Origin of the sequence: Sphingopyxis granuli (assembly GCF_001559015.1) — a bacterium.
Classification (GTDB): domain Bacteria; phylum Pseudomonadota; class Alphaproteobacteria; order Sphingomonadales; family Sphingomonadaceae; genus Sphingopyxis; species Sphingopyxis granuli.
This window is the reverse complement of record NZ_CP012199.1, coordinates 4643239-4666339: the sequence shown is the minus strand read 5'-3', so window position 1 is coordinate 4666339 and position 23101 is coordinate 4643239. Positions and strand designations below refer to the sequence as shown.

The 23101-nt window shown below is 64.8% G+C and carries 27 protein-coding genes; 1 reads left to right on the top strand and 26 read right to left on the bottom strand.

Annotation, left to right across the window (positions count from 1 at the left end; genetic code table 11):
- Positions 1-2 precede the first annotated feature (2 nt).
- The 18 genes from SGRAN_RS21310 to SGRAN_RS21995 all read right to left on the bottom strand — a co-directional run bounded on the left by SGRAN_RS21310 (position 3) and on the right by SGRAN_RS21995 (position 13094).
- A complete protein-coding gene (locus tag SGRAN_RS21310) occupies positions 3-272 on the bottom strand; it encodes a VirB3 family type IV secretion system protein (RefSeq protein ID WP_067186725.1) in 270 nt (89 codons plus the stop codon).
- Positions 272-583 carry a TrbC/VirB2 family protein gene (locus SGRAN_RS21305; RefSeq protein ID WP_067187251.1) on the bottom strand — a complete coding sequence of 104 codons (312 nt, stop codon included), beginning with the start codon at positions 581-583 and terminating at the stop codon, positions 272-274. The genes SGRAN_RS21310 and SGRAN_RS21305 overlap by 1 nt, the downstream gene beginning before the upstream one ends.
- A gap of 44 nt (positions 584-627) precedes the next feature.
- On the bottom strand, positions 628-1599 hold the full coding sequence (gene trbB, locus SGRAN_RS21300) for a P-type conjugative transfer ATPase TrbB (RefSeq protein WP_067187249.1): 972 nt from the start codon (positions 1597-1599) through the stop codon (positions 628-630).
- A 188-nt stretch (positions 1600-1787) separates the two neighbouring features.
- Positions 1788-2225 (bottom strand): CopG family transcriptional regulator, encoded by a 438-nt coding sequence (locus SGRAN_RS21295; RefSeq protein ID WP_067186723.1) that lies wholly within the window; start codon positions 2223-2225, stop codon positions 1788-1790.
- A gap of 15 nt (positions 2226-2240) precedes the next feature.
- The gene (locus SGRAN_RS21290) at positions 2241-4259 is read right to left on the bottom strand and encodes a conjugal transfer protein TraG (protein ID WP_067186721.1); all 2019 of its coding nucleotides are present in this window, start codon (positions 4257-4259) and stop codon (positions 2241-2243) included.
- Between the two features lie 128 nt (positions 4260-4387).
- A complete protein-coding gene (locus SGRAN_RS21285) occupies positions 4388-5317 on the bottom strand; it encodes a hypothetical protein (RefSeq protein WP_067186719.1) in 930 nt (309 codons plus the stop codon).
- 63 nt (positions 5318-5380) lie between these two features.
- Positions 5381-7135 carry a relaxase/mobilization nuclease domain-containing protein gene (locus SGRAN_RS21280; protein WP_067186718.1) on the bottom strand — a complete coding sequence of 585 codons (1755 nt, stop codon included), beginning with the start codon at positions 7133-7135 and terminating at the stop codon, positions 5381-5383.
- A gap of 253 nt (positions 7136-7388) precedes the next feature.
- Positions 7389-8054: a lytic transglycosylase domain-containing protein gene (locus SGRAN_RS21275; protein WP_237233614.1), complete on the bottom strand. Its 666-nt coding sequence runs from the start codon at positions 8052-8054 to the stop codon at positions 7389-7391.
- 64 nt (positions 8055-8118) lie between these two features.
- Complete coding sequence (locus SGRAN_RS21270; RefSeq protein ID WP_067186716.1) at positions 8119-8454, bottom strand: DUF736 domain-containing protein; 336 nt, start codon at positions 8452-8454, stop codon at positions 8119-8121.
- Between the two features lie 35 nt (positions 8455-8489).
- Positions 8490-9005 carry a S26 family signal peptidase gene (locus SGRAN_RS21265; RefSeq protein WP_067186714.1) on the bottom strand — a complete coding sequence of 172 codons (516 nt, stop codon included), beginning with the start codon at positions 9003-9005 and terminating at the stop codon, positions 8490-8492.
- Positions 9002-9481: a DUF2840 domain-containing protein gene (locus SGRAN_RS21260; RefSeq protein ID WP_067186712.1), complete on the bottom strand. Its 480-nt coding sequence runs from the start codon at positions 9479-9481 to the stop codon at positions 9002-9004. The genes SGRAN_RS21265 and SGRAN_RS21260 overlap by 4 nt, the downstream gene beginning before the upstream one ends.
- Positions 9478-9735 carry a ribbon-helix-helix protein gene (locus SGRAN_RS21255; protein WP_067186710.1) on the bottom strand — a complete coding sequence of 86 codons (258 nt, stop codon included), beginning with the start codon at positions 9733-9735 and terminating at the stop codon, positions 9478-9480. The genes SGRAN_RS21260 and SGRAN_RS21255 overlap by 4 nt, the downstream gene beginning before the upstream one ends.
- On the bottom strand, positions 9732-10370 hold the full coding sequence (parA, locus tag SGRAN_RS21250) for a ParA family partition ATPase (RefSeq protein WP_067186708.1): 639 nt from the start codon (positions 10368-10370) through the stop codon (positions 9732-9734). The genes SGRAN_RS21255 and parA overlap by 4 nt, the downstream gene beginning before the upstream one ends.
- Positions 10367-11482 carry a replication initiator protein A gene (locus SGRAN_RS21245; RefSeq protein WP_067186706.1) on the bottom strand — a complete coding sequence of 372 codons (1116 nt, stop codon included), beginning with the start codon at positions 11480-11482 and terminating at the stop codon, positions 10367-10369. Before SGRAN_RS21245 ends, parA begins: the two co-directional genes overlap by 4 nt.
- 6 nt (positions 11483-11488) lie before the next feature.
- On the bottom strand, positions 11489-11776 hold the full coding sequence (locus tag SGRAN_RS22005) for a helix-turn-helix transcriptional regulator (protein WP_082737401.1): 288 nt from the start codon (positions 11774-11776) through the stop codon (positions 11489-11491).
- Between the two features lie 115 nt (positions 11777-11891).
- The gene (locus tag SGRAN_RS21240; RefSeq protein WP_082737400.1) at positions 11892-12386 is read right to left on the bottom strand and encodes a DUF2285 domain-containing protein; all 495 of its coding nucleotides are present in this window, start codon (positions 12384-12386) and stop codon (positions 11892-11894) included.
- 88 nt (positions 12387-12474) lie between these two features.
- Positions 12475-12672: a transcriptional regulator domain-containing protein gene (locus SGRAN_RS22000; protein ID WP_082737399.1), complete on the bottom strand. Its 198-nt coding sequence runs from the start codon at positions 12670-12672 to the stop codon at positions 12475-12477.
- A 143-nt stretch (positions 12673-12815) separates the two neighbouring features.
- Entirely contained in the window at positions 12816-13094 is a 279-nt protein-coding gene (locus tag SGRAN_RS21995; protein WP_082737398.1) for a DNA -binding domain-containing protein, read from the bottom strand.
- A 155-nt stretch (positions 13095-13249) separates the two neighbouring features.
- On the opposite strand from SGRAN_RS21995, the gene SGRAN_RS21230 reads away from it, so the two are divergent.
- The gene (locus tag SGRAN_RS21230) at positions 13250-13480 is read left to right on the top strand and encodes a helix-turn-helix domain-containing protein (protein WP_067187247.1); all 231 of its coding nucleotides are present in this window, start codon (positions 13250-13252) and stop codon (positions 13478-13480) included.
- 33 nt (positions 13481-13513) lie between these two features.
- Here SGRAN_RS21230 and SGRAN_RS22750 read toward each other — a convergent pair whose 3' ends face one another.
- From SGRAN_RS22750 to SGRAN_RS21200, 8 genes are all read right to left on the bottom strand, one after another.
- Positions 13514-13687, bottom strand: coding sequence for a hypothetical protein (locus tag SGRAN_RS22750; RefSeq protein ID WP_172709689.1), 174 nt, complete (start codon positions 13685-13687; stop codon positions 13514-13516).
- Positions 13688-14257: 570 nt separating this feature from the next.
- Positions 14258-14428, bottom strand: a complete 171-nt coding sequence (locus tag SGRAN_RS22745; RefSeq protein WP_172709688.1) for a hypothetical protein — start codon at positions 14426-14428, stop codon at positions 14258-14260.
- A 73-nt stretch (positions 14429-14501) separates the two neighbouring features.
- Entirely contained in the window at positions 14502-14822 is a 321-nt protein-coding gene (locus SGRAN_RS21225) for a DUF736 domain-containing protein (protein WP_067186698.1), read from the bottom strand.
- A 714-nt stretch (positions 14823-15536) separates the two neighbouring features.
- A complete protein-coding gene (locus tag SGRAN_RS23100; protein ID WP_237233610.1) occupies positions 15537-15665 on the bottom strand; it encodes a hypothetical protein in 129 nt (42 codons plus the stop codon).
- Between the two features lie 300 nt (positions 15666-15965).
- Complete coding sequence (locus tag SGRAN_RS21215) at positions 15966-16241, bottom strand: HU family DNA-binding protein (RefSeq protein WP_067186695.1); 276 nt, start codon at positions 16239-16241, stop codon at positions 15966-15968.
- 157 nt (positions 16242-16398) lie between these two features.
- Positions 16399-17340: a DUF2493 domain-containing protein gene (locus SGRAN_RS21210; RefSeq protein ID WP_067187245.1), complete on the bottom strand. Its 942-nt coding sequence runs from the start codon at positions 17338-17340 to the stop codon at positions 16399-16401.
- 328 nt (positions 17341-17668) lie between these two features.
- Positions 17669-18733, bottom strand: coding sequence for a DUF7146 domain-containing protein (locus tag SGRAN_RS21205; protein WP_067186694.1), 1065 nt, complete (start codon positions 18731-18733; stop codon positions 17669-17671).
- Positions 18733-23085: a strawberry notch-like NTP hydrolase domain-containing protein gene (locus SGRAN_RS21200; RefSeq protein WP_067186692.1), complete on the bottom strand. Its 4353-nt coding sequence runs from the start codon at positions 23083-23085 to the stop codon at positions 18733-18735. Before SGRAN_RS21200 ends, SGRAN_RS21205 begins: the two co-directional genes overlap by 1 nt.
- Positions 23086-23101 lie beyond the last annotated feature (16 nt).

The following is a 23101-nucleotide window of genomic DNA, read 5'->3' as shown; positions in this document are numbered from 1 at the left end:
CCTCAGACGCGCAGATAGGCGGGATAGCGGAGGTGGCGGCGGGCGACGTCGGGGAACTGCGCGTCGCGCTTGGCCGCCCACACCGCCGCCAGATGCCCGATCAGCCAAAGCACCCCGCCGGCGATCCAGAGCTGGAGGCCGACGCCGATCGCGGCGGCCAGGGTGCCATTGGCGATGGCGATGGCGCGCGGGGCGCCGCCGAGCAGGATCGGCTCGGTGAGCGCCCGATGCACCGGGGCGCAGAAGCCCGCGACTTCGCCATCCTCCAGCATCAGATCAGCGCCCCGCCGCCGAAGCTGAAGAACGACAGGAAGAAGCTCGATGCCGCAAACGCGATCGACAGGCCGAACACGATCTGGATCAGCTTGCGGAAGCCGCCGCCGGAATCGCCAAAGGCGAGCGTCAGGCCGGTGACGATGATCACGATCACGGCGATGATCTTCGCCACCGGTCCTTCGATCGATTCGAGGATGGACTGGAGTGGGGCTTCCCAGGGCATCGACGAACCGGAGGCGCGCGCCGGGGCCGACAGAGTCAGGGCCACGACGCACGCCAATGCGCCAGCGGCGACCTGCTGGCGCATATGAGAGACGGCGGCGATCGGCCGCCGCAAGTTGGATATCGGGTTCACTGGCTTTCTCCTGCTGAAAGGACGGTCACCGCTGGCGCCGCCGATACGGGTGAAGGGCATGGGAGGTGGGTGAGCGCGAAGTCGCCGTCCGGGCCCAGGCCATCGACGCGCGCGAGTTCGGCGAGGCGGCGTTCCGATCCGCGTCCGGCCAGCACCGCCACCATGTCGATGGTCTCGCCGATCAGCGCGCGGGGCACGGTCACGACGGCTTCCTGGATGAGATGCTCCATCCGGCGCAACGCGCCGAGCGCCGTGCCGGCGTGAATGGTGCCGACGCCGCCGGGATGGCCGGTGCCCCAGGCCTTGAGGAGGTCGAGCGCCTCGGCGCCACGCACCTCGCCGATGGGGATGCGGTCGGGGCGCAGGCGCAGTGAGGACCGCACCAGATCGGAGAGCGAGGCGACGCCGTCCTTGGTGCGCAGCGCCACAAGATTGGGCGAGGCGCATTGCAGCTCGCGGGTGTCTTCGATCAGAACGACGCGGTCGGAGGTCTTGGCCACCTCGGCTAGCAGCGCATTGGTGAGCGTAGTCTTGCCGGTCGAGGTGCCGCCCGCCACCAGGATGTTGCTGCGATCAGCGACGCCCTTACGCAGCACCGCCGCCTGCAAGCGCGACATGATTCCGGCTTCGGCATAATCGTCGAGCGTGAAGATCGCGACGGCGGGCTTGCGGATCGCAAAGGCGGGTGCGGCGACGACAGGCGGGATCAGTCCCTCAAACCGCTCGCCGGTCTCGGGCAGCTCCGCCGAAACACGCGGGTTGCGCGCATGAACGTCGACGCCGACATGGTGGGCGACCAGACGGATGATGCGCTCGCCGTCCGCAGGCGACAGTCGTTCGCCCGTGTCGGCCAGGCCTTCACCGAGCCGATCGACCCAAAGGCGTCCGTCGGGGTTGAGCATGACTTCGACGATGGCGGGATCGGCGAGCCAGGAGGCGATCGACGGGCCGAGCGCTGTGCGCAGCATCCGCGCGCCGCGAGAATCCGCCTCCGATCCGACCCGCTGATGCTGCACGATCTGTCCCCTGCAAGGATCGCCGGGCGACGCGCGCAACGATCGGGGACGAGTAAGAGAGACACAAAGCCGGCAATCGCAACACTAAAATCAAGGCGTCGTAGGATGGCGTGCAAATAGAAACGATCGGCGGGATGGGCTTATTTTTCGAAATTCTCAGTATCGTGCTCTGGCGTAGCTTTGATGTCCTCGGACAGTTCACGCGCGAGGCTCGCGCCCGTCTCCATGCGCCGTCCGAGCGACTCGACGAAGCCGCGATAGCGTTCCCGGCCGCTGGCCTGGGCGGCGGCGAGCGCGGTGTCCGGCAAGGGCGGGGTCGTGGTCAGCCAGAAGCGGACGAACAGCGCCATCGCTTCGTTGGAGATTGCGACATGATGTTCGAGCCGGTCGGACTGGCGCGACAGCCGGTCAAGTCGACGGCCGATCGCGGCCTCCAGCCGTTCGGACCCATCGGGCGAGAGGAACGACAGCAGCGCCGCCTCGACGATCTGGGTCTGGGCGACGCGCTTCCTCGCTGCATAATCGGCCAATCGACCGGACAGCTCGGCGGGCAGACGGAATGTGTGTTTGATGCGCATGGCGGTTCCTTCGTCTCAGAGCTGGATGCCGTCGCCGGGATCAAGACTGGCCTGGCGCGCGAGGCGCTGCATCCGGCGCTGTATCGCGGCGTCGTTGTCGGTCGCCTCCGTGTCGTCGAACGTGAACTCCGGCGTGGGTGTGGGTTTCTCGCGCACCACCTCCTCATGATCGGGCAGTCCGGGCTCGCGCCGAATATTGGCGTTGGCGGTGTCGCTCTGGCTCGCGGGAGCGGCCTTGGCCGGGTTGCCGGGGTTGCGGCTCGATTCGTTGGCGGATGCCGGGTACGCGAGAACCGGCTGCTGCGGCGGCGCCAACACCGTCCAGTCATCCGGGCGGGGCGCGGTCGTGGCCCGCTGGGTCTTGGGCGCGGGCAACAGGCGTGACGTGAAGCGCCGATCGGTGAAGTAGCGCGCCTTCTTCGCGCGCACCGGAGGCACGCCCGCGATCATGACGATCTCATCATCGGGTGGAAGCTGCATGATCTCGCCAGGGGTCATGAGCTGGCGGGCGGTTTCCGAACGCGAGACCATCAGATGACCGAGCCAGGGCGAAAGCCTGTGCCCGGCGTAGTTCTTCATCGCCCGCATCTCGGTGGCGGTACCGAGCCCATCAGACACCCGCTTGGCGGTCCGTTCGTCGTTGGTGGCGAAGGTCACACGCACATGGCAATTGTCGAGGATGGCGTTGTTCGGCCCATAAGCCTTCTCGATCTGGTTGAGCGATTGGGCAATCAGAAATGCCTTCATCCCGTAGCCCGCCATGAAGGCCAACGCTGACTCGAAGAAGTCGAGCCGTCCCAGCGCCGGAAACTCGTCGAGCATCAGCAACAGCCGATGCCGCCCGTCCTTGGATTTCAGATCCTCGGTCAGGCGTCGACCGATTTGGTTGAGGACCAGGCGGATCAGCGGCTTGGTCCGGCTGATGTCGCTGGGCGGCACCACCAGATAGAGCGAGACCGGATGCGCGCCGTCGACCAGATCGGCGATGCGCCAGTCGCATTGCCGGGTGACGGCCGCGACGACGGGATCGCGATAGAGGCCGAGGAACGACATGGCGGTCGACAGCACACCGGACCGTTCATTCTCCGATTTATTGAGCAGTTCGCGCGCGGCCGAAGCGACGACGGGATGGACGCCTGCCTCGCCCAGATGCGGGGTCAGCATCATCGCCTTCAGCGTGGTTTCCATCGGCCGCTTCGGGTCCGACAGGAAATTGGCGACACCGGCCAGGGTCTTGTCGGGTTCGGCGTAGAGGACGTGCAGGATCGTGCCAACCAACAGCGCGTGGCTGGTCTTTTCCCAATGGTTGCGCTTCTCAAGGCTGCCTTCGGGGTCGACCAGGACGTCGGCGACATTCTGGACGTCCCGTACCTCCCATTCGCCGCGCCGTACTTCGAGCAGCGGGTTGTAGGCGGCCGACGCCGCATTGGTCGGATCGAACAGCAGCACCTTGCCGAACCGCGCGCGAAAACCGGCGGTCAGACCCCAGTTCTCGCCCTTGATGTCGTGAACGATTGCCGATCCCGGCCAGGTGAGCAGCGAGGGCACCACCAGGCCGACGCCCTTGCCGGACCGGGTCGGTGCGAAGCACAGCACATGCTCGGGCCCATCATGGCGCAGATAGTCACGTTCAAACCGGCCCAGCACCACGCCGTCATCGCCGAGCAGACCGGCGCCGCGGATTTCCTTGGCCGTCGCCCAACGCGCGGTGCCGAAGGTCTCGGCGTTGCGGATCTCTCTCGCGCGCCACACCGACATACCGATGGCGACGATGATCGACACGAAGCCGCCCGACACCGCGATATAGGCGCCGCGCTGGAAGATGTCGGGCGCATAGGCGTCGAAGGAGAACCACCACCAGAAGAAGGCGGGCGGGGGATAGACCGGCACGTCGAACGCCGTGAACCAAGGCGAGCCAAGCTGGTGTTGGTGGCCGAGCGCCGCCGCTGTCCATTGGGTCGCGGACCAGACCGACGCCAGCACGATGGTGAACACCACGAGGACCTGGCCCCAGAGGATTTTGGTGGCGGACACGGTCCTTCCTTCCCGGCAAATGCCATAGAGGTCGGGAGGTGATGGGCGGTTCTACAAGGGGCTTGGAGCTTACGTCGAAGCAACGGTGGCTATAGTGTGCAAAGACAGGGAATGGCGTAGGCTCGGAGTCAGGGGCCAGGACGCGGTATAGCCGCGGCGAGCGCCAACAGGCCGTTACCGGCCAATGGCGCGTCAAACACCAAGGGATAGCCATCCAGGTCGGAGATCGACTGGCCGCTGGTCATCTGCGGCGCCTGAAGGCTGCTGGACGACATGATCCAGGGCGTATGCGCGACAGGTACGATCATCTCGCCTCGCGCGGAACCCACCCGAGCTGAGTGGGCCGCCGCCGGATGAAAACGGAACAGAGCTGGGCCATCGATTGGGAACATCGTGCAGAGGACGTTCGGTCCTACGGTGCGATTTCGATAGGCCACCGACCGAATGAGATCGACGAACGTTTGTTCGACATCTTCCATGGTAAGCGTCCGGCTTGCCCGATAGCGATCGAAAGCGGCGTTCAGCACGCGCGGCGCGACATAAGCGCCAATTCTCCCGATGGCGAACTCTCGCTTGAACCGCTGCCGTCGCGGAGTGCCGGAGACCGTCGCAGTGGTCGCCTTGGGTTCCCGCTCGATCTCCATCAGGAATGGGCGAGGTGCTTCACGGCTCACGCGCCATCCAGCAATTGCCAGGTAGAGGCCTCCCAGGTTGATGGTTCGCTGCGGAATGCTCTCGATGCGTCGCTTCAGCACGGCGATTGTCTGGTCGATCGTCCAGTTGTTTGGGCGCTGCCCCATCATCATGGCGGCGGGACCGCAGCCGTCTGGCCCACGGCCAATGGCATCGCCCCAGAGCTGCTCCGCGATCCATTCATCCATGGGTTGGCGACTAAGATAGGCAATACCGGAATAGGACAGAACCATGACGCCATCTCTCGTGCGGTAGATAATGGTCTTATTCGCCATCGCATCGTGAACGGCGGCCCCTTTCGTCAGCAGCCGATCGGCAGCCTGCACAACGTAGCGAGGGGTCATGGCCGTCAATACCAGTGTCATACTCGCCCGTTCGTTTCCTGCTTTTGCTTCCAGAGATTCCCGCGACGGATTATTCGCATCGGGTTAAATTCCTAACCCCCTTTGTTTGCCGAAACTCCAATCCACACCGCCGCCGGGCGCCATCGTTCCGGAGATGTGTTTGCCCAGCTGCGGATCGAGCGCGGGCCGCCAGGGCACGAGCTGGAACCCCAAGCCATCCTCCATCATGGCGAACCGCCCAGACGCTAGCGTGAGGCGTCGACGATAGATTCCGGTCACATGATCGCCGGGCGCTGATGGTATGTGTGGAACTCCGGTCTCGGCGGCGATCCGGGCGATGACGCCGTCCAGTTCGCGCTGCCGCAGCGTGCCGATCAGATTGCGGGCGAAGATGAAGCGCTGACCTTGCCGCCGCGCCAACCCCTCATCAACGAGATGATCGGCGCGGGCATCGAGCGCGGTCGCCACCGATGCGCCGAACCCGCCGCCCAGCGGGGGCGGATCGCGGTCGATCAGATGGCGGTCGAGCCAGGTCGCGCCCTCGGCCGTGACCTGATGGTCCAGCGGGAGGTCGGAGCGGGTGGTGAGCGAATGCCGTTGCTGGCCCTTGTGATCTTCCCATGACCGCAGTTCGACAATCGCCCCTGGCCTTGCGTCGCCCGTCATGTCGATATCGCTGAACCGCAGATGATGGGTGCGCCCGTCCACGCCTTCGACGACGGCATAGGCCGTGCCCGCCAGCTCGTCATGCAGGCCGCGTTCAACCAGGCGGCCCAGCACGGGATCAGCGATCTGGTCGTCATGGATGGCGAAGGACGCGATATCGGGTGTGTTGACGCCGCGCGACATCGCCGCGTGCATGATCTTGATGATGTCTCCTCGGATCGACAAGGCGCGCAGCGTCTCCTCGCTGCCAGGCTTTAGCGTCCATGACGCGGGACCGATCGGATCGGCAAGACCAAGCCGTTCGAGCTTCTGCGCCCGGCCGACCAGCAGGCGTCGTTCCTCCGGATCGTGCGAACCGTTTTCGGGGCGAAGATCGACGATGCCGCCATGATGGTCGGCGATGCCGCGCAAGGTTCGGTCCAGGCCGGTCCAGCGCTCGGCCTCCACGTCCTTGCGCAACGCCGCCTGGATCTCGCGCTCGCTGCGCGGGCCGAGTTCGAGTGTGACGCGATCCTCCGCTCGTCCCCGGAATCCCTCGCGCACATAGTTGCGGCTGATGACCAGATCGCCGCCGTCATCGGCGCGGCCGCGCACCAGCACATGGATATGGGGATTGTCTGTGTTCCAGTGATCGACGGCTACCCAGTCGAGCGATGTGCCGAGATCGCATTGGGCGTCAGCCATCAGTTCGCGGGTGAAGGCGCGCAGGTCCTGCATTTCGCCGGCATCCTCGGGCGAGATGATGAACCGAAAATGGTGCCGGTCGTCTTCGCAGCGCGCGGCGAAGGCTTCCCTATCGGCCCGGTCGGAGCCGGCGTCAAACATCTGGGCCGGCGCGCCATCGCGGGTGACGCCCTCGCGCTCCAGATAAGCGACATGCCGGGCGATCGGCGCCGCGCGGAACTTTGTTCCCGCGTGGCGCACGACGCGCATCTTGACGATGACGCGGCGCATGTCGGGCCGTCGGGCACGGCTTGACCCTGCGGCGTTGCCGCGACCGAAGCGCGATCCTCCGCCGCCTTGCCGGCGAGGTCCGAAGCCGCGTCCGGTGTGTCCGGCCTTCTTGGCGGCGCGCATTACCTGGCCGACAAACGACTTCGCCTGCCTGCCCTGACTGGCGCCGTCACGTGGCCGTCCTGGGCGGACCATGAAATCGTCGTCGCGGGCGCTCATCGGGCGCGGATTTCGGGTCGAATGGCGGCTGCCATACGCGCGGGGATTGATTTCACGCAGTTTTCTGAAAGTGCGGCTGGCAGGCTCATTTTGAGAGCCGACAAGAAAAGCGCGCCCAACCAACCACATGGACCCCGGCAGACGGCGGTCCTTTTATCTGGCCATGCCTCCCTGCTTCTCCCCAAATTCCAGCAGCTTCCGACCGACCGTATCCGTTCGCCCCCTATGATGCGAAAGGGCGCGCCAGCCCGCGTCATGACGGTTCCTGGCCGGAAAGAGGGACGAACAAGCGGTCTGGATGCACTTCGGGCGCAACAGCCTGTGCGGACGTTTCGTCGTCCGGCGGCGTTTCGGCTTCGGTTTGCGGTGCGGCACGGGCGTCGTCCGCGCGCATGGCGAATAGTGGCGCGCGCGTCCACGCCAGCGGATCGGCGGATGCGATCGTTGCGCGGCCAGGCTGCGATCCGCCGACCATCGGCGCGAGGATCGCGAGATAGGCGCGGGTTTCGCGGGGAAGCGGCCGGCCGGTTGCGAGATACTGTTCATAGCGCCCCGGTCCCGCATTATAGGCGGCGAGAAAGCCGGGCGATCCAAAGCGGTCATGCAGTTCGCGAAGGTAGGCTGTGCCCGCGATGATGTTGTCGCGGACATGATAGGGATCGTCGCCAAGACCGTATCGACCGCGCAGATAGGTCCAGGTGGCAGGCATGATCTGCATCAACCCCATCGCCCCGGCATGGGAGACGGCGCGCACGTCGCCCGCACTTTCGGCGCGCATCACCGCCCATATCCACGCCTGCGGAATGCCGAACCGTCGCGATGCTTCCGCGACATGGCGTGTGACAGGATCGACGGTTTGCGGCGCCGTCGTTTGCGCGGCGGTGGCATCGGGCCAGGCTATCGCCAGCGGGCTCGCCATGACGGCGAGCCATACCAGCGACAGCGCCCGGCCGCGCATGGAATGGCGACGCGGGCGCAACCGATCAGCTCCGGTCTTCGCGCGGTCGCGGTCGGTTCCACGACAGGTTGAACATCGTGCCCTCGTCATCGGCACGGAACAGATTGGCGCGCAAAGGCGGACCGGCGAAGATCGCGCTGTCGATCTCGATCGACATATAGTCGCCGGCCTTCTCACCGACCCGCTTCCATCCCGCTCCGATCTCCGGACCGGCTTCCTCATCGAGATGAACCCGGTAGTCGGGTGCGTTCTCGGCGTCGTTCGGTTCGGCGGGAACGACGATAATCGCCTCGTTGATCCCGAACATCCGGATGCGTCCCGAATAGCCGTCTGCGGTGGGTTTGAACGTGCCTGCGTACATTGCCAATCTCCTTTGTGCTGGCAGGGGGAAAGCGATCAGAAAGGTGCCCGCGTACGCAGCGGCGTCGCGCGACCGATCACGGACGATGCGGGGAGCGGCCCGAAATAGCGGCCGTCCAGGCTGTCGCTCCGATCCGCGTTCATGAAGAAAATCTCGTCGGGCGCGACGACGCGGCACCCTTCCCAAACGGGCAGCGGTCGATGCATCCGATCCTGCTCGCGCGCAGCGCCGACCGGCTTTCCGTCAATGGTGATGGCGACGCCGTTGCGGCACACATGCTGTCCTGGCAGCGCCGCGACCGGCTTGATCAGCGGCACGCCCAGTGGCAGATAACCACCCGTCGAAAGGAACACGGCGACATCGTCCGGCGGCGTCACGACGGCGAGGTCGCCGATGCGCAGATCACTGGCCGGACGGACGGTGTAGAAGCCGATCGGCACGCTGGCAGAGGCGTTCCAGATCAGCTTCGGTGGCGGATTGATCCACATCGATATCGCGACGACGTTGACGGCTGCGACCATCGTCACCAGCGTTCCCCAGCGAAATCTCATTGCAATGCTCCCTTGCGGGCGAGCCAGGCGCGATGACGCTCCAGCGTGTAGGGCCGCGGGTTTTCATTTGCCGCGAGACGGTTGTGGACGTGCCGCCAATGGTCGGGCGCGGCGTCGGCGGGGTCGATGCCCAGCGCGTCCACGGTGTCGATAGCCTCGAACACGCGCTGGACCTTGGGCCAGCCGTTGACGCGCAGCAGAACCTCGCCGCCGGGGGTGACGCCCGGCACGGTCTGATAGGGTTCGCCTGGAAGGACCGCGCGCAGGATGTCGATGCGCGACACCAGCGTGCCGAAGTCGTTGGACGCCCAACGGACATAGGCGAACACGCTGTCCGGCACGAAGGCGACGCGGCGACGCCGACGGTCGAGAATCTGGTCCTCGACTAGACGGCCGAAACGTATCCAGCGTTCGATGCGGCGCTCGATCCACAGCAGATCGACGCGGGTGCGATCATCGCGGTCGGCGGTCCTCATGATCCGTTTTCCTCGCCATCGGGATATTCGCGGTGCAGCAAGGTACGCAGCATGTCGGCAACCGTTGCGCCGCGCTGGAGCGCCGCGAGCTTTAGGCGTTGACGCAACTGGGGCGTCACGTCGATCGTCAGTCTGGCGCTGTTTACCGGTGGCGACGGGGCGGTTGGTGCTTCGGCGCCCTCCGGTCCTGCAATCCACGCATCGGCCGCACCGGGCCGGGACGCGAAACCCGTCCTGGGCTTGCGCGTCGTCATGATCTGATCGCCTCGATCTCGGCGGCCAGCGCGGTGATCTCACGGGCTGCGGCGCTTTCGGGATCGATCTCCGACACAAGCCGCCCGGTCTGCATGGCGTCTGCGAAGACGACGCGCTGGCCGACATGGTGCGCTAGCAGCGGCGGGTCGTGCTCGGCCAGGCTCTCGGCGGTGGCGCGGGCGATCAGCGTGCGCGCATGATAGCGGTTGAGCAGGAACCGCGCGCCGATCTCCGGCTTGAAGATACGCGCCTGGTCGATCAGCTTCAGCATCTCGGCCGACGCCCAGCCGTCAAGCGGCGATGGCTGCACCGGGATCAGCGCGAGGTCACAAGCGAACAACGCCGAACGCAACAAGTTGGCGACACGCGGCGGCCCGTCGATGACGACATGATCCATGCCGCGCGCCAGCTCGGGTGCTTCGATGTGCAGGGTGTCACGGGCGAGGCCGACCACACTGAAGAGCCGGGGCAGTCCTTCGGTGGCGCGTTGCTGGGACCAGTCGAGCGCGGAACCCTGGGGATCGGCGTCGATCAGCAGGACGCGGCGCCCTTGCCTCGTCCATTGTCCGGCAAGGTGCAGCGCGAGCGTGGTCTTGCCGACACCGCCCTTCTGATTGAGGAGCGCGACGATCATGAGCGGCGCTCGAGTCGAGTGCGGGAGCCGTCCGAGCGGCCATCGCTAAGCGAGGAGTTGCTCGATTTATCCCCAGCGCCGCGTGTCTCTACTACTTCTTTAGATTCTGATTTAGAGTCTTTAGAGTCGTATTTTTTACTGGAAGGCCAAAGGTTTAATTGAGATGCATGCGTCCGAAGTACGGATAGGACTGCGTTCGAAGTACCGATAGGCATTGCGTCCGAAGTACCGATACGGCGTTTCTGGCGCGGCAAGTTATCCACAGGCCGGAGGCCGATTTCAATGACGCTCGGCCGCATCACGAGGAGGGTCTCGGAACCCGTTCCTGGCACAAGTTCCAGGACGTAGCCGGGAAGTGATTGGCTCCGCACGATGGCGCGAATATGGAGCGCGAAATCGGAGAAGCGCGATTGACTGGCGCTTTTGGCATGAAGGTGGCGCAGTTCGAAACGCCAACCATTTAGCTGTCGGCCAGCATGTTTGCGAGCGACCCGGTAAAGCCAGCGCTCAATGCCGCCGGTGAGCCGGAAATAGCCAGGATCTATCGCCAACACGAGACGGCGATCGAGGACGCCCTGGTAGAACCAGTCGGGCAACACGAATTCCATGCCTTCGATACGGCCCGTTCGTGTGACCAGCTCTTCCCATTCATTGATCCAGGAGAATTGCTGGCGCCGCCAATGCTCGCCGTGCCGGATGGTGGTGCGCACGACCGTCGATTGCAGCCGCGTCAGGGCGCCCTTGAGAAGGTGGTAGTTGCGCGCGCCCGTTCCCCTGCCGATCGAGGTGAGTAGCTGATAAGGCGTGAAGCGGAAAAAGCGGGAGATCGGCAGTCCGCGATCGTCGGCGGCGAGGAGTTGGCTCGCGGCCCAGATAAGGACATCAGCGTCCCATATGGTCGCGAGACCATGTTCGGGCACGGCATAGACTTGCACTTCTGTATCGCCGGATTTGTAGAGGATCGGCGCGATGCGTCGGGCCTTCGCCAGCGAGAAGAAGGGGCGCTCCATGAGGTCGCGCTGGTCACGCGGCGGCACGGTTCCGGACAGCGCCTCAAACGGATCGAGGCGCGCGCGTTCGCTCTGACCCAGTGGTCGATGGTTTCCGGCCATGATGGTTCAACGACCGCCGCTCACGGCCACTTCCTCGGCCGTCAGAGGTCTCGCGGCGAACACCGTGCCCGCGCCTGGGTCGGAGGTTGACTGGCGCACGCCGCGATCGGCCCACTGGCGCAGGTCATCCACGCGATAGACGATCCTGCCCCCGAGCTTGCGATAGGTGGGTCCGGTTCCGAACGTGCGATGCTTTTCGAGTGTTCTCGGAGAAAGCCCGAGAAGCTGAGCCGCATCAGGCGTTCGAAGATATTTCGATCGGGGAAGCGAGTCGAAATCCGTATCAGGGTGCATCTTAGTCCTGCCTTCCGAATGGGCCAGGGCGGACAGCAGTGGCTGTCAGCGCGTCGGAGGGCAGATTGGCGAAGCGCGGCGGCGCAGAGGGAGAGTCGATCTTCCGGGGGTGTAATTATTTCACCTTGGACCTCCGGCGGCGTGGCGGTGGACATAGAATCTGCAAATAACCACCGCTCAGCAGCTTGTGGCCCTTCGCCAGTAGACGGCGAAGACGCGACCTATGCTCGGTCGCCAACCAGTCGCGCCGGGTTCGTGTCCTTTCGTTCAGAACATATTCGGCCATTTCGCGTTCGCTGGCGCCATCCCGTTCGGCATCAAGCAAACGGATGGCGAGGATGAGCTGGCCGCGCGCATAGGGTGTGAGCGGCTTCGGCTCTGGTCCCGCCCGATTGTCCATGACAGAATTCCAGAAACGTATCGCGGCGGCCGCCCGGTCGGCGAACAGCAGGTCGAACGGTATGACGACGGCCATTACGCCCTTGGCGTAACCATCACGCCAGAGACGATGAATCGCGTCTGGCGCGACGATGATACTGTCTCCCTCCGGGCTTTGCAGCGTGTCCGATGTCGACATCAGTGTAGTGGCGTCGAGCGGCCAGGCCGTCATTCCCGGCGGTGCAGGGCATATGTGCAAAACCGTGGGCAGAACTTCCGGCCGCCAGAAGACAGATTGATTTTCGTAGGCGATGTTCGGATCAGAGCCGAAATCGCAACCCCCAGCGCTTGACGAAACTCTCGACCAGAAGTGGATCTGGCGGCTTCGTCAGAAGTATTTTCTTGTATTCGCGACAGTAGTCCCGGTTGCGTCGAACGATCTCCCAAGCAAATCCGGCGCGGTCATAGTTTTGTAAGAACCGGTATTCCGCCGGAGAGCGCCAATCGATCTTGTGCATCGCGACACCTCCCAAATGGCCGCGGTTCGTGCGCCACGGCACAAGCTGGTAAGGTTCGCGTAGAGCGAATCTTTAGCTAGACGCAGTTCGGTTATCACCCCATCACGAACGGTGATAGCTGAGTGTTGCTTTGCGACGCGCTATTAGTTCGGTGGGCCGCCGCGAAGCAAATGCTTATATCCGGATTTCGCCATCCAATGCGCCCGCGCGAGATGCGTCGCCCAGGCGGTATGGGCGCGCGTGGGTTCTTCTTCCGGATCAATATGCAGAACGATGCGTGCAACCTCTTCCCAGACCGCGCCATCATTTTGGGCATCAAGCAAACGCAAATAAGTGATCAGATGCTCTTCATCATAAGGCGTGAGGAAGGCGGCTTCTGGGGCCGTATCAGATACCTCAGGATCGAGCGGCGGGGTTTTCATGGACGTCTCCCTAATGGATACATTCAAAATGCTCAAAGCTCTCCAGCGATTGGCTTCCAGAACATAAACGCCGCGTGACATGATGGCCGCTGGATCGGACAAATACACCTTATAAAGGATAAACCCGATAGTATGTATCGTCCAGCGTGCCGCGTATGGATATGCGCCGCCTCGTTGGACTGAACTTTGCAAGGTTGCGGCGTGAGCAAGGATTCACGCAAGAGCGTTTCGCCGAGATATCCGGTTTCACGCAGCAATATGTCAGCGATCTCGAGCGGGGACGGCGTAATCCGACGGTGGTGACGCTTTTCCATCTGGCCACGGCATTAGGGGTGAGGCCCGTCGACCTGCTCGCTGATTGTAGCGAGGATGGTGCCAGTGCGTAGTGTTGCACGCACTGGCTGATCGCCGTGTCTGGCTCACCGCCCGAAAGGATCGAGTTCCGCGAGGATGAGGTCCGGATCGCCGTCCCATTCGGTGGTCGGCATGGCGCCAAACATACCGTTCTCGGCGCGAAATACGATGATGCAAACCATGAGACTCCGCGCGAGGCTCCAGGCGTAGGCTTGGGCGGTTTTCAAGGAGTTGGACATTTGCGGCTCCTGTCTCGGAGGCGGGGACCATCCCCGCTCGACAGGCTCCCGAAGTGTCGGACGCATGGCCGCGATCACCGCGCAGGCGCAGCCTGAAGGCCGCACGCGCAGCGTAAGCGGACCCTTTACGGGTTGATGGCGTCAGGCCATGCGCCGGACCAAGGAATGAGCCTCCAAGAGCGGGGTGGCTCCCGACGAACAGGAGTTGCTTGTCCTAACGGACCTGACCGCCGTTGCCTGGTCCTGGCCTCTCGGACACGCACGAGTGCTCCCAACCAGCGTTGAGCGGACATTCTCAGGTTTGGTGCAGTGGTAGCCGAATGGGACCGCGATCCCGGTTGTCGACCAGAGACAGACCTACGGGATGTGAGGAGGAGACGATTTGCGCAGGGCGGTCAGCGGCGACGCATCGCCGCCGCCGCTGTTCGGGCTTATCGGAGCTGCTAGCCGTATCGCTCGACAAGGCTCGGCGACAAAGGGCGGAACGCCTCTGTGCCCATGCCGGCCATGATGTCGGCGGTGAGGTCGTCGATCTGGTAGCCATATGGGCATCGAGATCGGCGGGCAGCATCAGCAAGGTCGGATATTGCTCAAGGCGCGTGCTGAGCCAGAGAACCGACTGCTCGGTCTTCGGATCTCGAACCCCAGGATGAAGTAGGTGCGAAGCGGCGGATCGTATCCGACGACGGCGTTTTCGTCGGTCGCGGCATCGGTTCGAAGGGTAATGGCGTAGCGGCTCATGATTGCCTCCTTCGCGATGGTGACAAGGAAAGAGCCGGCCTCGCTGGGGAGCGAGGCCGGCTCGGGGCGGCGATCAGCTCGGCGGGTTCCAGATGATGACTTTCTTCAGAGGGTCGTCGCCGGGGGCTGGAGCGACATTGCCGTAAATGGTGCCGAACTCAGGAGCCGACAGCGAGACCGAGATATATTCCGCACCGGTGTTCTGGGAGAAGCGGTTCCAGCCGGCGCCCAGCTCAAAGCCGTTCTTGCGGCTGATGATCCGGTAGTCAGGCTCGTTTTCCTTGGTCTTACGGGTGTTCTGGATCAGCGCGATCTGGGCGGTGACGTTGAGGGTGGCAAGCGTGCCTTCCAGGCTGCCGTCCTGCTTCTGGGTGAGGTTTGCGATGGTGGCCATGATGTCTGTTCCTTCGGTTGATCGGGGACCATCCCCGATGACGCCGAAGGAGGCGGACGAACGCCGCCGTCACCGGAGCGTAAGCGCGGGGGAACCCCCTTGCGGGGTTGGCGGCATTAGGCGGGCGTTTGCCTACAAGGGCGGCATGAATAGGGGTTGGTCTAACGTAGCCGTTGGAGGAGCGAAGTTTGTGGCCACTGCACCCCAACCGGACGAAAGGCGGCAAGCGAGGTTTCACGCTCGATTATCGCATCGCTATGCGGGTGGTCCCAAGCACGCTGGCTGGGGAAATGCCTGACGACCGAATTAGCGCGTAGGTCTGAAAAATGATGGCGCAGGCCCAGACTGCCACTATCCGGACATGGTCGCTGAATGCCGACGTCGGTTCGTGGCTCTGGAGATCGGCGCGCATCCGGTGTGCCCCCCCGTATCGGCCCGCGCCGCTGGAGTTGTTCAATCTGTAGCCCGATGCCAGGATCGCAACCGCGAGCAGTCTGGCCATCGACGCCTATTGGCACCTCGCTGCCGATCAGAAGCGAATAGAAAAAGCGTAAAGGCGCAAATCCGTAGAAACGGAAATCCACCGACAGCTATTACCTTGTAACCAACGCGCCGCCTGCACGGCGTTCATAGCCGCTATGTAATTGCGGCCAGCTCGTAATCGAGCGCGGAATAGACATCGACCATGACGTGATAGATCGCCCCGGCTTCCTCCTACGTCTGTTTACGCTCGGTATCCTGCCCAAAGATCGCCCGCCACGGCGGCGCGATGAACACTCGGCGATTATAGCGAAACAGCGCCGCCGCACTTCGGACGTGCTGCGGCACAGGCAAGCCTGACAACGTGAGATAGCCGACGACATCGGGAACGCCACGATCGAACAGGGTGATCCCGCTGTGTGCCTTGGGCTTCCGCTAGGACCGCAGTTCCCATCCCAGCATCAGTGCGGCAAAGGCGCTGCGTTCGGCCCAGGGCAGCGCGGCGCCCCCAATCGCCACCCGATCCTGAATGATCGCCCGCCCGGCTTCGGGCATATGTCACAGGCCAGAAGCCGCCAGGGCGCCGATCAGCGTGCTTTTGCCCGAACCCGGGCCGCCGGTGATGACGATGAAATTATCCCTAGCGGCTTCCAAGTTCACGGCTCAGCCGTTCAGCTTGTCCTTGACCGCCTTGGCGGCAGCGAAAGTCAGCTTCTTCGACGCCGCGATCTGGATCGTCTCGCCATTGGCGGGATTGCGGCCCTCCCGCGCTGGGCTGTCCTTGACCTTGAACTTGCCGAAGCCGGGGAGCGAGATTTCTGCGCCTGTCGCGGCAGCATCGGTGATCGCGACGAAAACGGCATCCACGATCTTCTTCGCGTCTGCTTTGGTCAGGCCGTAATCGGTGGCGATCGTCTCGGCGAGGTCGGCGTTGTTCATTCTATTCTCCTAATTGGGATTATGACCGGCGAATCCATTTCAGAACTAGAAGCAACTAACGTCGCGGACAAGGCGGCGATGTCAGCGCGTCGATAGTGTAAGAAAGGGCGCGCGTGGACAAAGCGCAAATGATCGCGGCGAACCGCTGCGGCGGCGCTCAAGCGCCGCCCTGATGCCTGAAGTCCCAGCGCTTGATGCCCATCGCCTTGGCCTTGTCGTGCAGATTGTCCTGGATGCCGGTGCCGGGCAGGATGATGACGCCAGCAGGCAAGGCTTCCAGGAGCGCATCGTTGCGCTTGAACGGCGCGGCCTTCTTGTGCCGGTTCCAGTCGGGCTTGAAGGGGACCTGCGGCACGTTGCGCTGATCGGCCCAGAGGGCAGCGATCTTCTCGCCGCCCGTCGGCGTTGCCCCGTGCGCCAGGACCATCTGCGGGTGTTTGGCGTGGACGCGGTCGAGCAGGTCCCAGATGAAGTGATGATCGTTGAAGCTCGGTCCCGAGCTGAAGGCGATCAGCGTGCCGGCGGGGATCAGCACCTGCTTTTCGGCCCGTTGTCGCGCATTGACGAAATCCCGACTGGAGACGACCGCCGAGGTCAGCGCCTTGCGGTTGACCTTCGAGCCTGAGCGCGGCGTCCAGGGTTTGCGAATATGGATGCGGAACTGATCGGCGCAGCCGTCGCGGAAGAACTCCATCGCGTCGCGGCGTTCGAGCATCGTTGCGCCTTCGCGCAGGAGCGTTTCCAGCTCGACCGACTTCACCTCGGAGCCGTCCTGTTCCGTCTGGCTGCGCTTCTGGGCGACCTCATTGTCGTCAAGCTCGCGCTCGATCCGTTCGCCGGCGCGGTGGAAGACGTTGGTGAGGTTCCAGAGCAGGTCTTCAAGGTCGGGCTCGAGCCGGGTGTCGATGAATGTCGAGATCATCGCGTCGAAGATATCGATGATGGCGCCGGTGGCGGCACGGGCATCAGGGAGCGGCCGGTCATCGGGTTCGTCGGAGTAAGGCCGATATCCGTAGAGGGCCATTTCCTGGAGAAGATAGGCGGTGGAGGATTCTGCGTGTTCGGGTTCGTGCTCGGGAAGCGGATTGTCGGTTTTCATGGTGACGCCTTTTCGGTTGGCCGCGCCCTTCGCGGCCTTCGCAGGCGACGAAAGACGGCGGGCGAACCGGACCTGCACCCCGAGCGATTGCGGAGGGGCCGCAGCGAAGCGGAGGACGGCGGGCAAGGCTTTCTTGTCTCGCGAGGAATGGCGGCTCTGCCGCCAGGGGAAGAAAGTTGAATCCCGCCGTTGCCGGACAGGGGCGTTTGCCGTTCCGATCGCCCTCTAGAGAAGGCCGAGGGCTGGCCATTCCGATCTCTGCGTCACCCTGACACCCGGCGGTCGCGCTCCGTACGAACCTTCGCGCGCACCCACCGCCTTTCCGGCTTCACCGGGACGGTATCAGGAACCGGCCGACATCGGCGGGCACGAGCTGGGGCCGCAACGCCGCCCGCATCCGCTCCGGCCCAACCAGGCGCAGATCCTCGTTGTGATCGCCGAGCATCGGCGACAACGGCACGACTTCGATCCCGGCGCTGGAAGCCCGCTCGCTCAACGTCGTCAACGCCACATCGCCGGCCGGATCATTGTCGCGCACGACATAGAGGCGCCGCAGCGCTGCGGGAAACAGGATGGCTCCGAGGTGCGGAGAGGACAGAGCAGCGATCATGGGCATGGCGGGCAGGATCTGTCGCACCGACAAGAGGGTCTCGATCCCTTCACCCGCCGCCATCACGCTATCTGCGACCCCGAAGCGGACGCCGTGCCCGAGAAGATGACCCATGGCGCGTCTCGGTGACGCTACAGGCGCTTTGTCGATCGCGGCCGGGTCGAGCCAGGTGCGGTGAACGCCGGTCACGCCGCCGTCGAGATCGGTGACGGCAGCGATCATCGCGGGCCAGGCCGGACGTGTCCCCGGCGGATCACCCTGCGATGGACGGTAATAGCAATGCGGATGGAAACTGAGCGGATCGCCTTTCCGTAAATCCGTAATCGCACGGTTCCGTAAATACGCTTCCACGACTGTCGCCAGAAATGGCTTCGAGGCCGCCAGCAGGCGCCGCGCGGCTTGCGGCGTGCCGGTCGGCGCCTTCGGCTCGCGCCGATATCGCCGACCCTCGTCAGCGGGCTCGGGGCGTGGCAGGCTGAGGAAACGCCGGGCCTCGTCGAGCGTGTCGCGCAGACGGTGATGACCACAGGCGATCGCGACGATATCGAGTAGGTCGCCATGTTCGCCGGTGGATGCGTCGGTCCATTTGCCCGCCGCGCCGCGTCCGTCGTCCGAGCCGGAAAGCCGGACATAGAGACTGCGGCCCGGCGTGTTACGGGCATCACCGACCAGCCAGTAGCGGCCCTCACGATGCCCCTTCGACAGATAGTGACGGCACACCGCCTCGGCCTGATCGCCGAGACGCTGCGCCAGCTCACCTGCCTGATCCGACAGACGGCCCATTATGCCGCTGCCCGGTCGCCGACGCGCTGGATCGGCCAGCGCTTCATCACCCGGTCGAGCACGGCGACACCGCCCGCATCGACGGGGACGAACATCCGCAGCTTCCAGCTTATGATCTCATGGAACAGACCATAGGCGGTCAATCGCTCGCGCATCGCATCGCTGAACCCCCAGAGCTCGATCCGGTTCACCCCCATGACGCGCGCGCGGCGCAGCTGGAGACCTTCGTCCAGATCGAGGATCGTGCGCCCGTCCATCAGGGCGGTGAAAGCCGCCTGCGGATCGAGGGTCGGGCGACTGTCGTTGGCGGTCGCCGTCGCGACCCAGGCGGGCGCGACCCGGCGGCCGACGATACGTTCGCCGTCATCGGCCTGGAGCCGATAGACGCGACTGGATTCCTGGGGAAGCCTTTTCCAGATCGGCAGCAACAGGCCCGTGACGATGTGCATCGTGCTGGTCGCGAACGCCGGCACCTCGGCAAGCTCGGCCTCCCAGGCGCGGGCGAAGGCGGTGCGGGTCGCTGCGCGCCACTGCGTCTCGCTCATCGCCGCCAGCGGCATCGGCGTCGATTCCATCGGCCGGACGAGCCGCACGCGGCGCTCGACGCTGCCGTCGTCGAGCAGCAGGCCGCGCGTCGGTATCTGCACGGCGGCGCGGCCCGACTGCGCGTTGACCAACAGCGCGGCCTCGCCATCGCCGAGATGGGCGAGCGCGCCGTCCAGCGTCAGCGGCCGGTTGCGGTCCTTGCGTTCGATCGTCAGCAACCGTGTCTCCGCCGTGGTCCCCGGATGGGTATAGATGGTGGTCCGGTTGACGATGGTGAAGCTCTCGGCCTGAAGCGTCTCCAGACCCAGTTCATAGCTGCCTGAGGCGATCGCTCCCTCGATACGCGCGGTCAGCAAATCCTCGAACGCCGTGAACAGGATGTTCTGGAGGTCGATGGTCAGCGCCAGCATCCGGTTGAGGAAGGTGGTGATCGGCGGCAGTTCGTCCTTGAGACCATTGCTGTCGCTGAGCGACAATCCTGTCGCCGCCTCGAAAGCCCCGAGCGAACAGCCCTCGATCTTGCCGCCGTAGAGCAGACGGTAAAGCTGGCGCAGGGCGTCGCGCGCATACCAGGATTCCAGATTGTCCTCCGGTCGGAACAGGCCCTGGCCGCCGGTCTGGCGCTGGCCGCGGGTGATCGCGCCCAGCGTGTCGAGACGGCGAGCGATGGTGGAGATGAAGCGCTTTTGCGCCTTCACGTCGGTCGTCACCGGCCGGAACAGCGGCGGCTGCTTCTGGTTGGTGCGGTTGGTCCGCCCGAACCCCTGGATCGCGCTGTCGGCCTTCCAGCCAGCCTCCAGCAGATAATGGACACGCAGCCGCTGGTTCCTCGCGCCGAGATCGGCATGGTAGCTGCGGCCGGTGCCGCCCGCATCCGAGAAGACAAGCACGCGCTTGGCATCGGCCTGGAACGCATCGGTCTCGCCGAGATTGGCCGAGCCGGGTCGGGTCTCGACGACATAGCGGTCGATGCCGTCGGAACCGCGCTTGCGGACGATACGCCGCGAGCGTCCCGTCACCTCGGCGACCAGATCGGTCCCGAAGTGGTGGAGAATCTGGTCGAGCGCGGCGGGCACCGGCGCCAGCGACGCCAGATGTTCGATCAGCCGGTTGCGACGATCGACGGCGTCGCGGGATTGGACCGGCTGCCCATCCTTGTCGGTGACGGGCCGGGAGGAGAGATTGCCTTCGCTGTCGGTGAAAGGCTCGTAGAGCTGCACCGGGAAGCTGTGCTCAAGGTAGGACAGCACATATTCGCGCGGCGTCACGTCCACGCGAACGTCATCCCATTCCTCGGAGGGGATGTCGGCGAGCCGGCGTTCCATCAGCGCCTCGCCGGTTGAGACGATCTGGACGACGGCGCTGTGGCCGGCCTCCAGGTCGCGCGCGATGCTGGCGACCAGCGACGGCGTTTGCATCGCGGTGATCAGATGGTTGAAGAAGCGCTGCTTGGCGGATTCGAAGGCGCTGCGCGCCGCCGATTTGGCCTGGGCGTTCAAGGTACCCGTCGCGCCGGTGATGTTGGCGGCCTGCATCGCCGCGTCGAGATTATTATGGATGATCTGGAACGCGCCGGCATAGGCGTCGTAGATGCCGATCTGTCCGGGCGTCAGCCTGTGTTCGAGCATTTCATATTCAACGCCGTCGAACGACAGCGAACGGGCCGCGTAGAGGCCGAGCGCTTTCAGGTCGCGCGCCAGCACCTCCATTGCCGCGACCCCGCCATCCTCGATCGCGGCGATGAACTCCGAGCGCGTCGAGAACGGAAAATCCTCGCCGCCCCACAGGCCGAGACGTTGGGCATAGGCGAGGTTTTGCACCGTCGTCGCGCCGGTCGCCGAGACATAAACGATGCGGGCATCGGGCAAGGCGTGCTGGAGCCGCAGACCGGCGCGGCCCTGTTGCGAGGGCGCCTGCTCGCCGCGCTCGCCCTTACCGCCGGCGGCGTTGGCCATCGCGTGCGCCTCGTCGAAGATGATCACGCCGTCGAAGTCGGCGCCCAGCCAGTCGACGATCTGTTGGACGCGGCTAACCTTCTCGCCGCGTTCCTGCGAACGCAGCGTCGCATAGGTGGTGAACAACACGCCCGCATCGAGCTTGATCGGCGTGCCCTGGCGGAACCGGGAGAGCGGCGTCACCAGCAATCGTTCCTGTCCCAGCGCCTCCCAGTCGCGCATCGCGTCGTGATGGAGCGTGTCCGAACGGCTCACCCAGACCGCGCGGCGGCGTCCTTTGAGCCAGTTGTCGAGGATGATGCCCGCGACCTGGCGGCCCTTGCCGGCGCCCGTGCCATCACCGAGGAACCAGCCGCGCCGGAACCGGACGGCGGCGTCGGTCTCATCGGCCGCCGCCTTGACGATGTCCCAGGTCGGATCGACGTTCCACGATCCGGCGAGATGGCCGCTATGGGCGTCGCCCGCGAGAATGATGGATTCGAGCTGGGCGTCGGACAGGGTGCCGTCGGCGATCAGCCGGGCCGGCAGGATCGGACGATAAGACGGCCTGGGCGGGGCGACCGACGCCATCGCCGCCGACTGGACCAGCGGGGTCGGATGCGGTTTCGCGTCGGGGATGCAGATCGACTGGAGCGCATAGGGCTCGTAGATCGCATCGGTCAGCCGCCCGGCCTCGGCTGGGGTCCAGTCGATGGCCTCATAGGCCAGTTCCAGGGCATCGGGCGCGACCGCGGGAACGGGGGCCAGGACCGGCGCGACGCGGTGGCGGGCCGACTTCGCAGTCATCGGCTGGATGGCAATCGGCGTGACGGGCGGCGGCACCTCTGGTGAAGGCGCGCGCGGTGGCACGAGGTCGAGCACCCAAGTCAGCAGCGTCGCGGTATCGGGCGCGACGCCCGGCGAGACTGGAAAGGCATTGGGGTCGGCGGCGGGCACGCGGTCGATCACGGTCAGGCGCGTGTCGATGGTGGTGCCGTGCTTGGCATAGACCCGGCCGTCGATCGCCGCCGAGAAGACCACACGGCCGCGCTCCTGCAAGCGGGCAAAGGCGTCGGTCCAGGCCGGATTGTCCGGCGCGCAGCTTGCGCCGGTGATCGCCACCAAACGGCCGCCCGGCGCCAGACGCGCCAGAGCCGAGGCGATATGGCGGAGCGCCGCGTCCTTCATCATCCGGTCGACATGGGCCACGGCCGAGAATGGCGGGTTCATCAGCACCACGCTGGGGACCAGGCCCGCGTCTAGATGGTCATGGATGTGCGCGGCGTCGTAACGGGTGACGGCGCAATCGCCGAACAGCCCGGCCAACACTTCGGCGCGGATCTCGGCCAGTTCATTGAGGAGCAGGTGCGCGCGTCGGTTCTCGGCGTGGACGGCGAGCAGGCCGGTTCCAGCCGATGGCTCCAGCACCACGTCGCCGGGTCGGATGGCGGCGGCGATCACCGCAACGACGCCTAGTCCGGTAGGTGTCGAGAATTGCTGCAACGCCTGGGAGGTTTGGGATCGGCGCGTATGGGTCGGCAGCAGGGCGCCGATTTTCTCGATCATCGCCAGGGCGGCGGCCGGCGATACGGATTTACGGAGAATCGTAGAACCATATTTACGCAGGAACAGGATCTGCGCCGCTTCGCAGGCGTCATAGGCGGTCTTCCAGTCCCAGGCGCCGTCCGCGTCGGAGCCGTGAAACGCGGTCTCCATCGCGGAGCGCAGCGCACGGGCGTCAATGGCGCGACCCCGTTCAAGATCGGGCAGGATGAGATTAGCGGCGGCGAGGATCGCCTGGCCGGTCGCGGCGAAACCGGGCGCGACAGGCAATGACGCCGCCAACCGGGCAACGGATGTGGAAGGGGTCATGGGAAGTGTCCGAGGA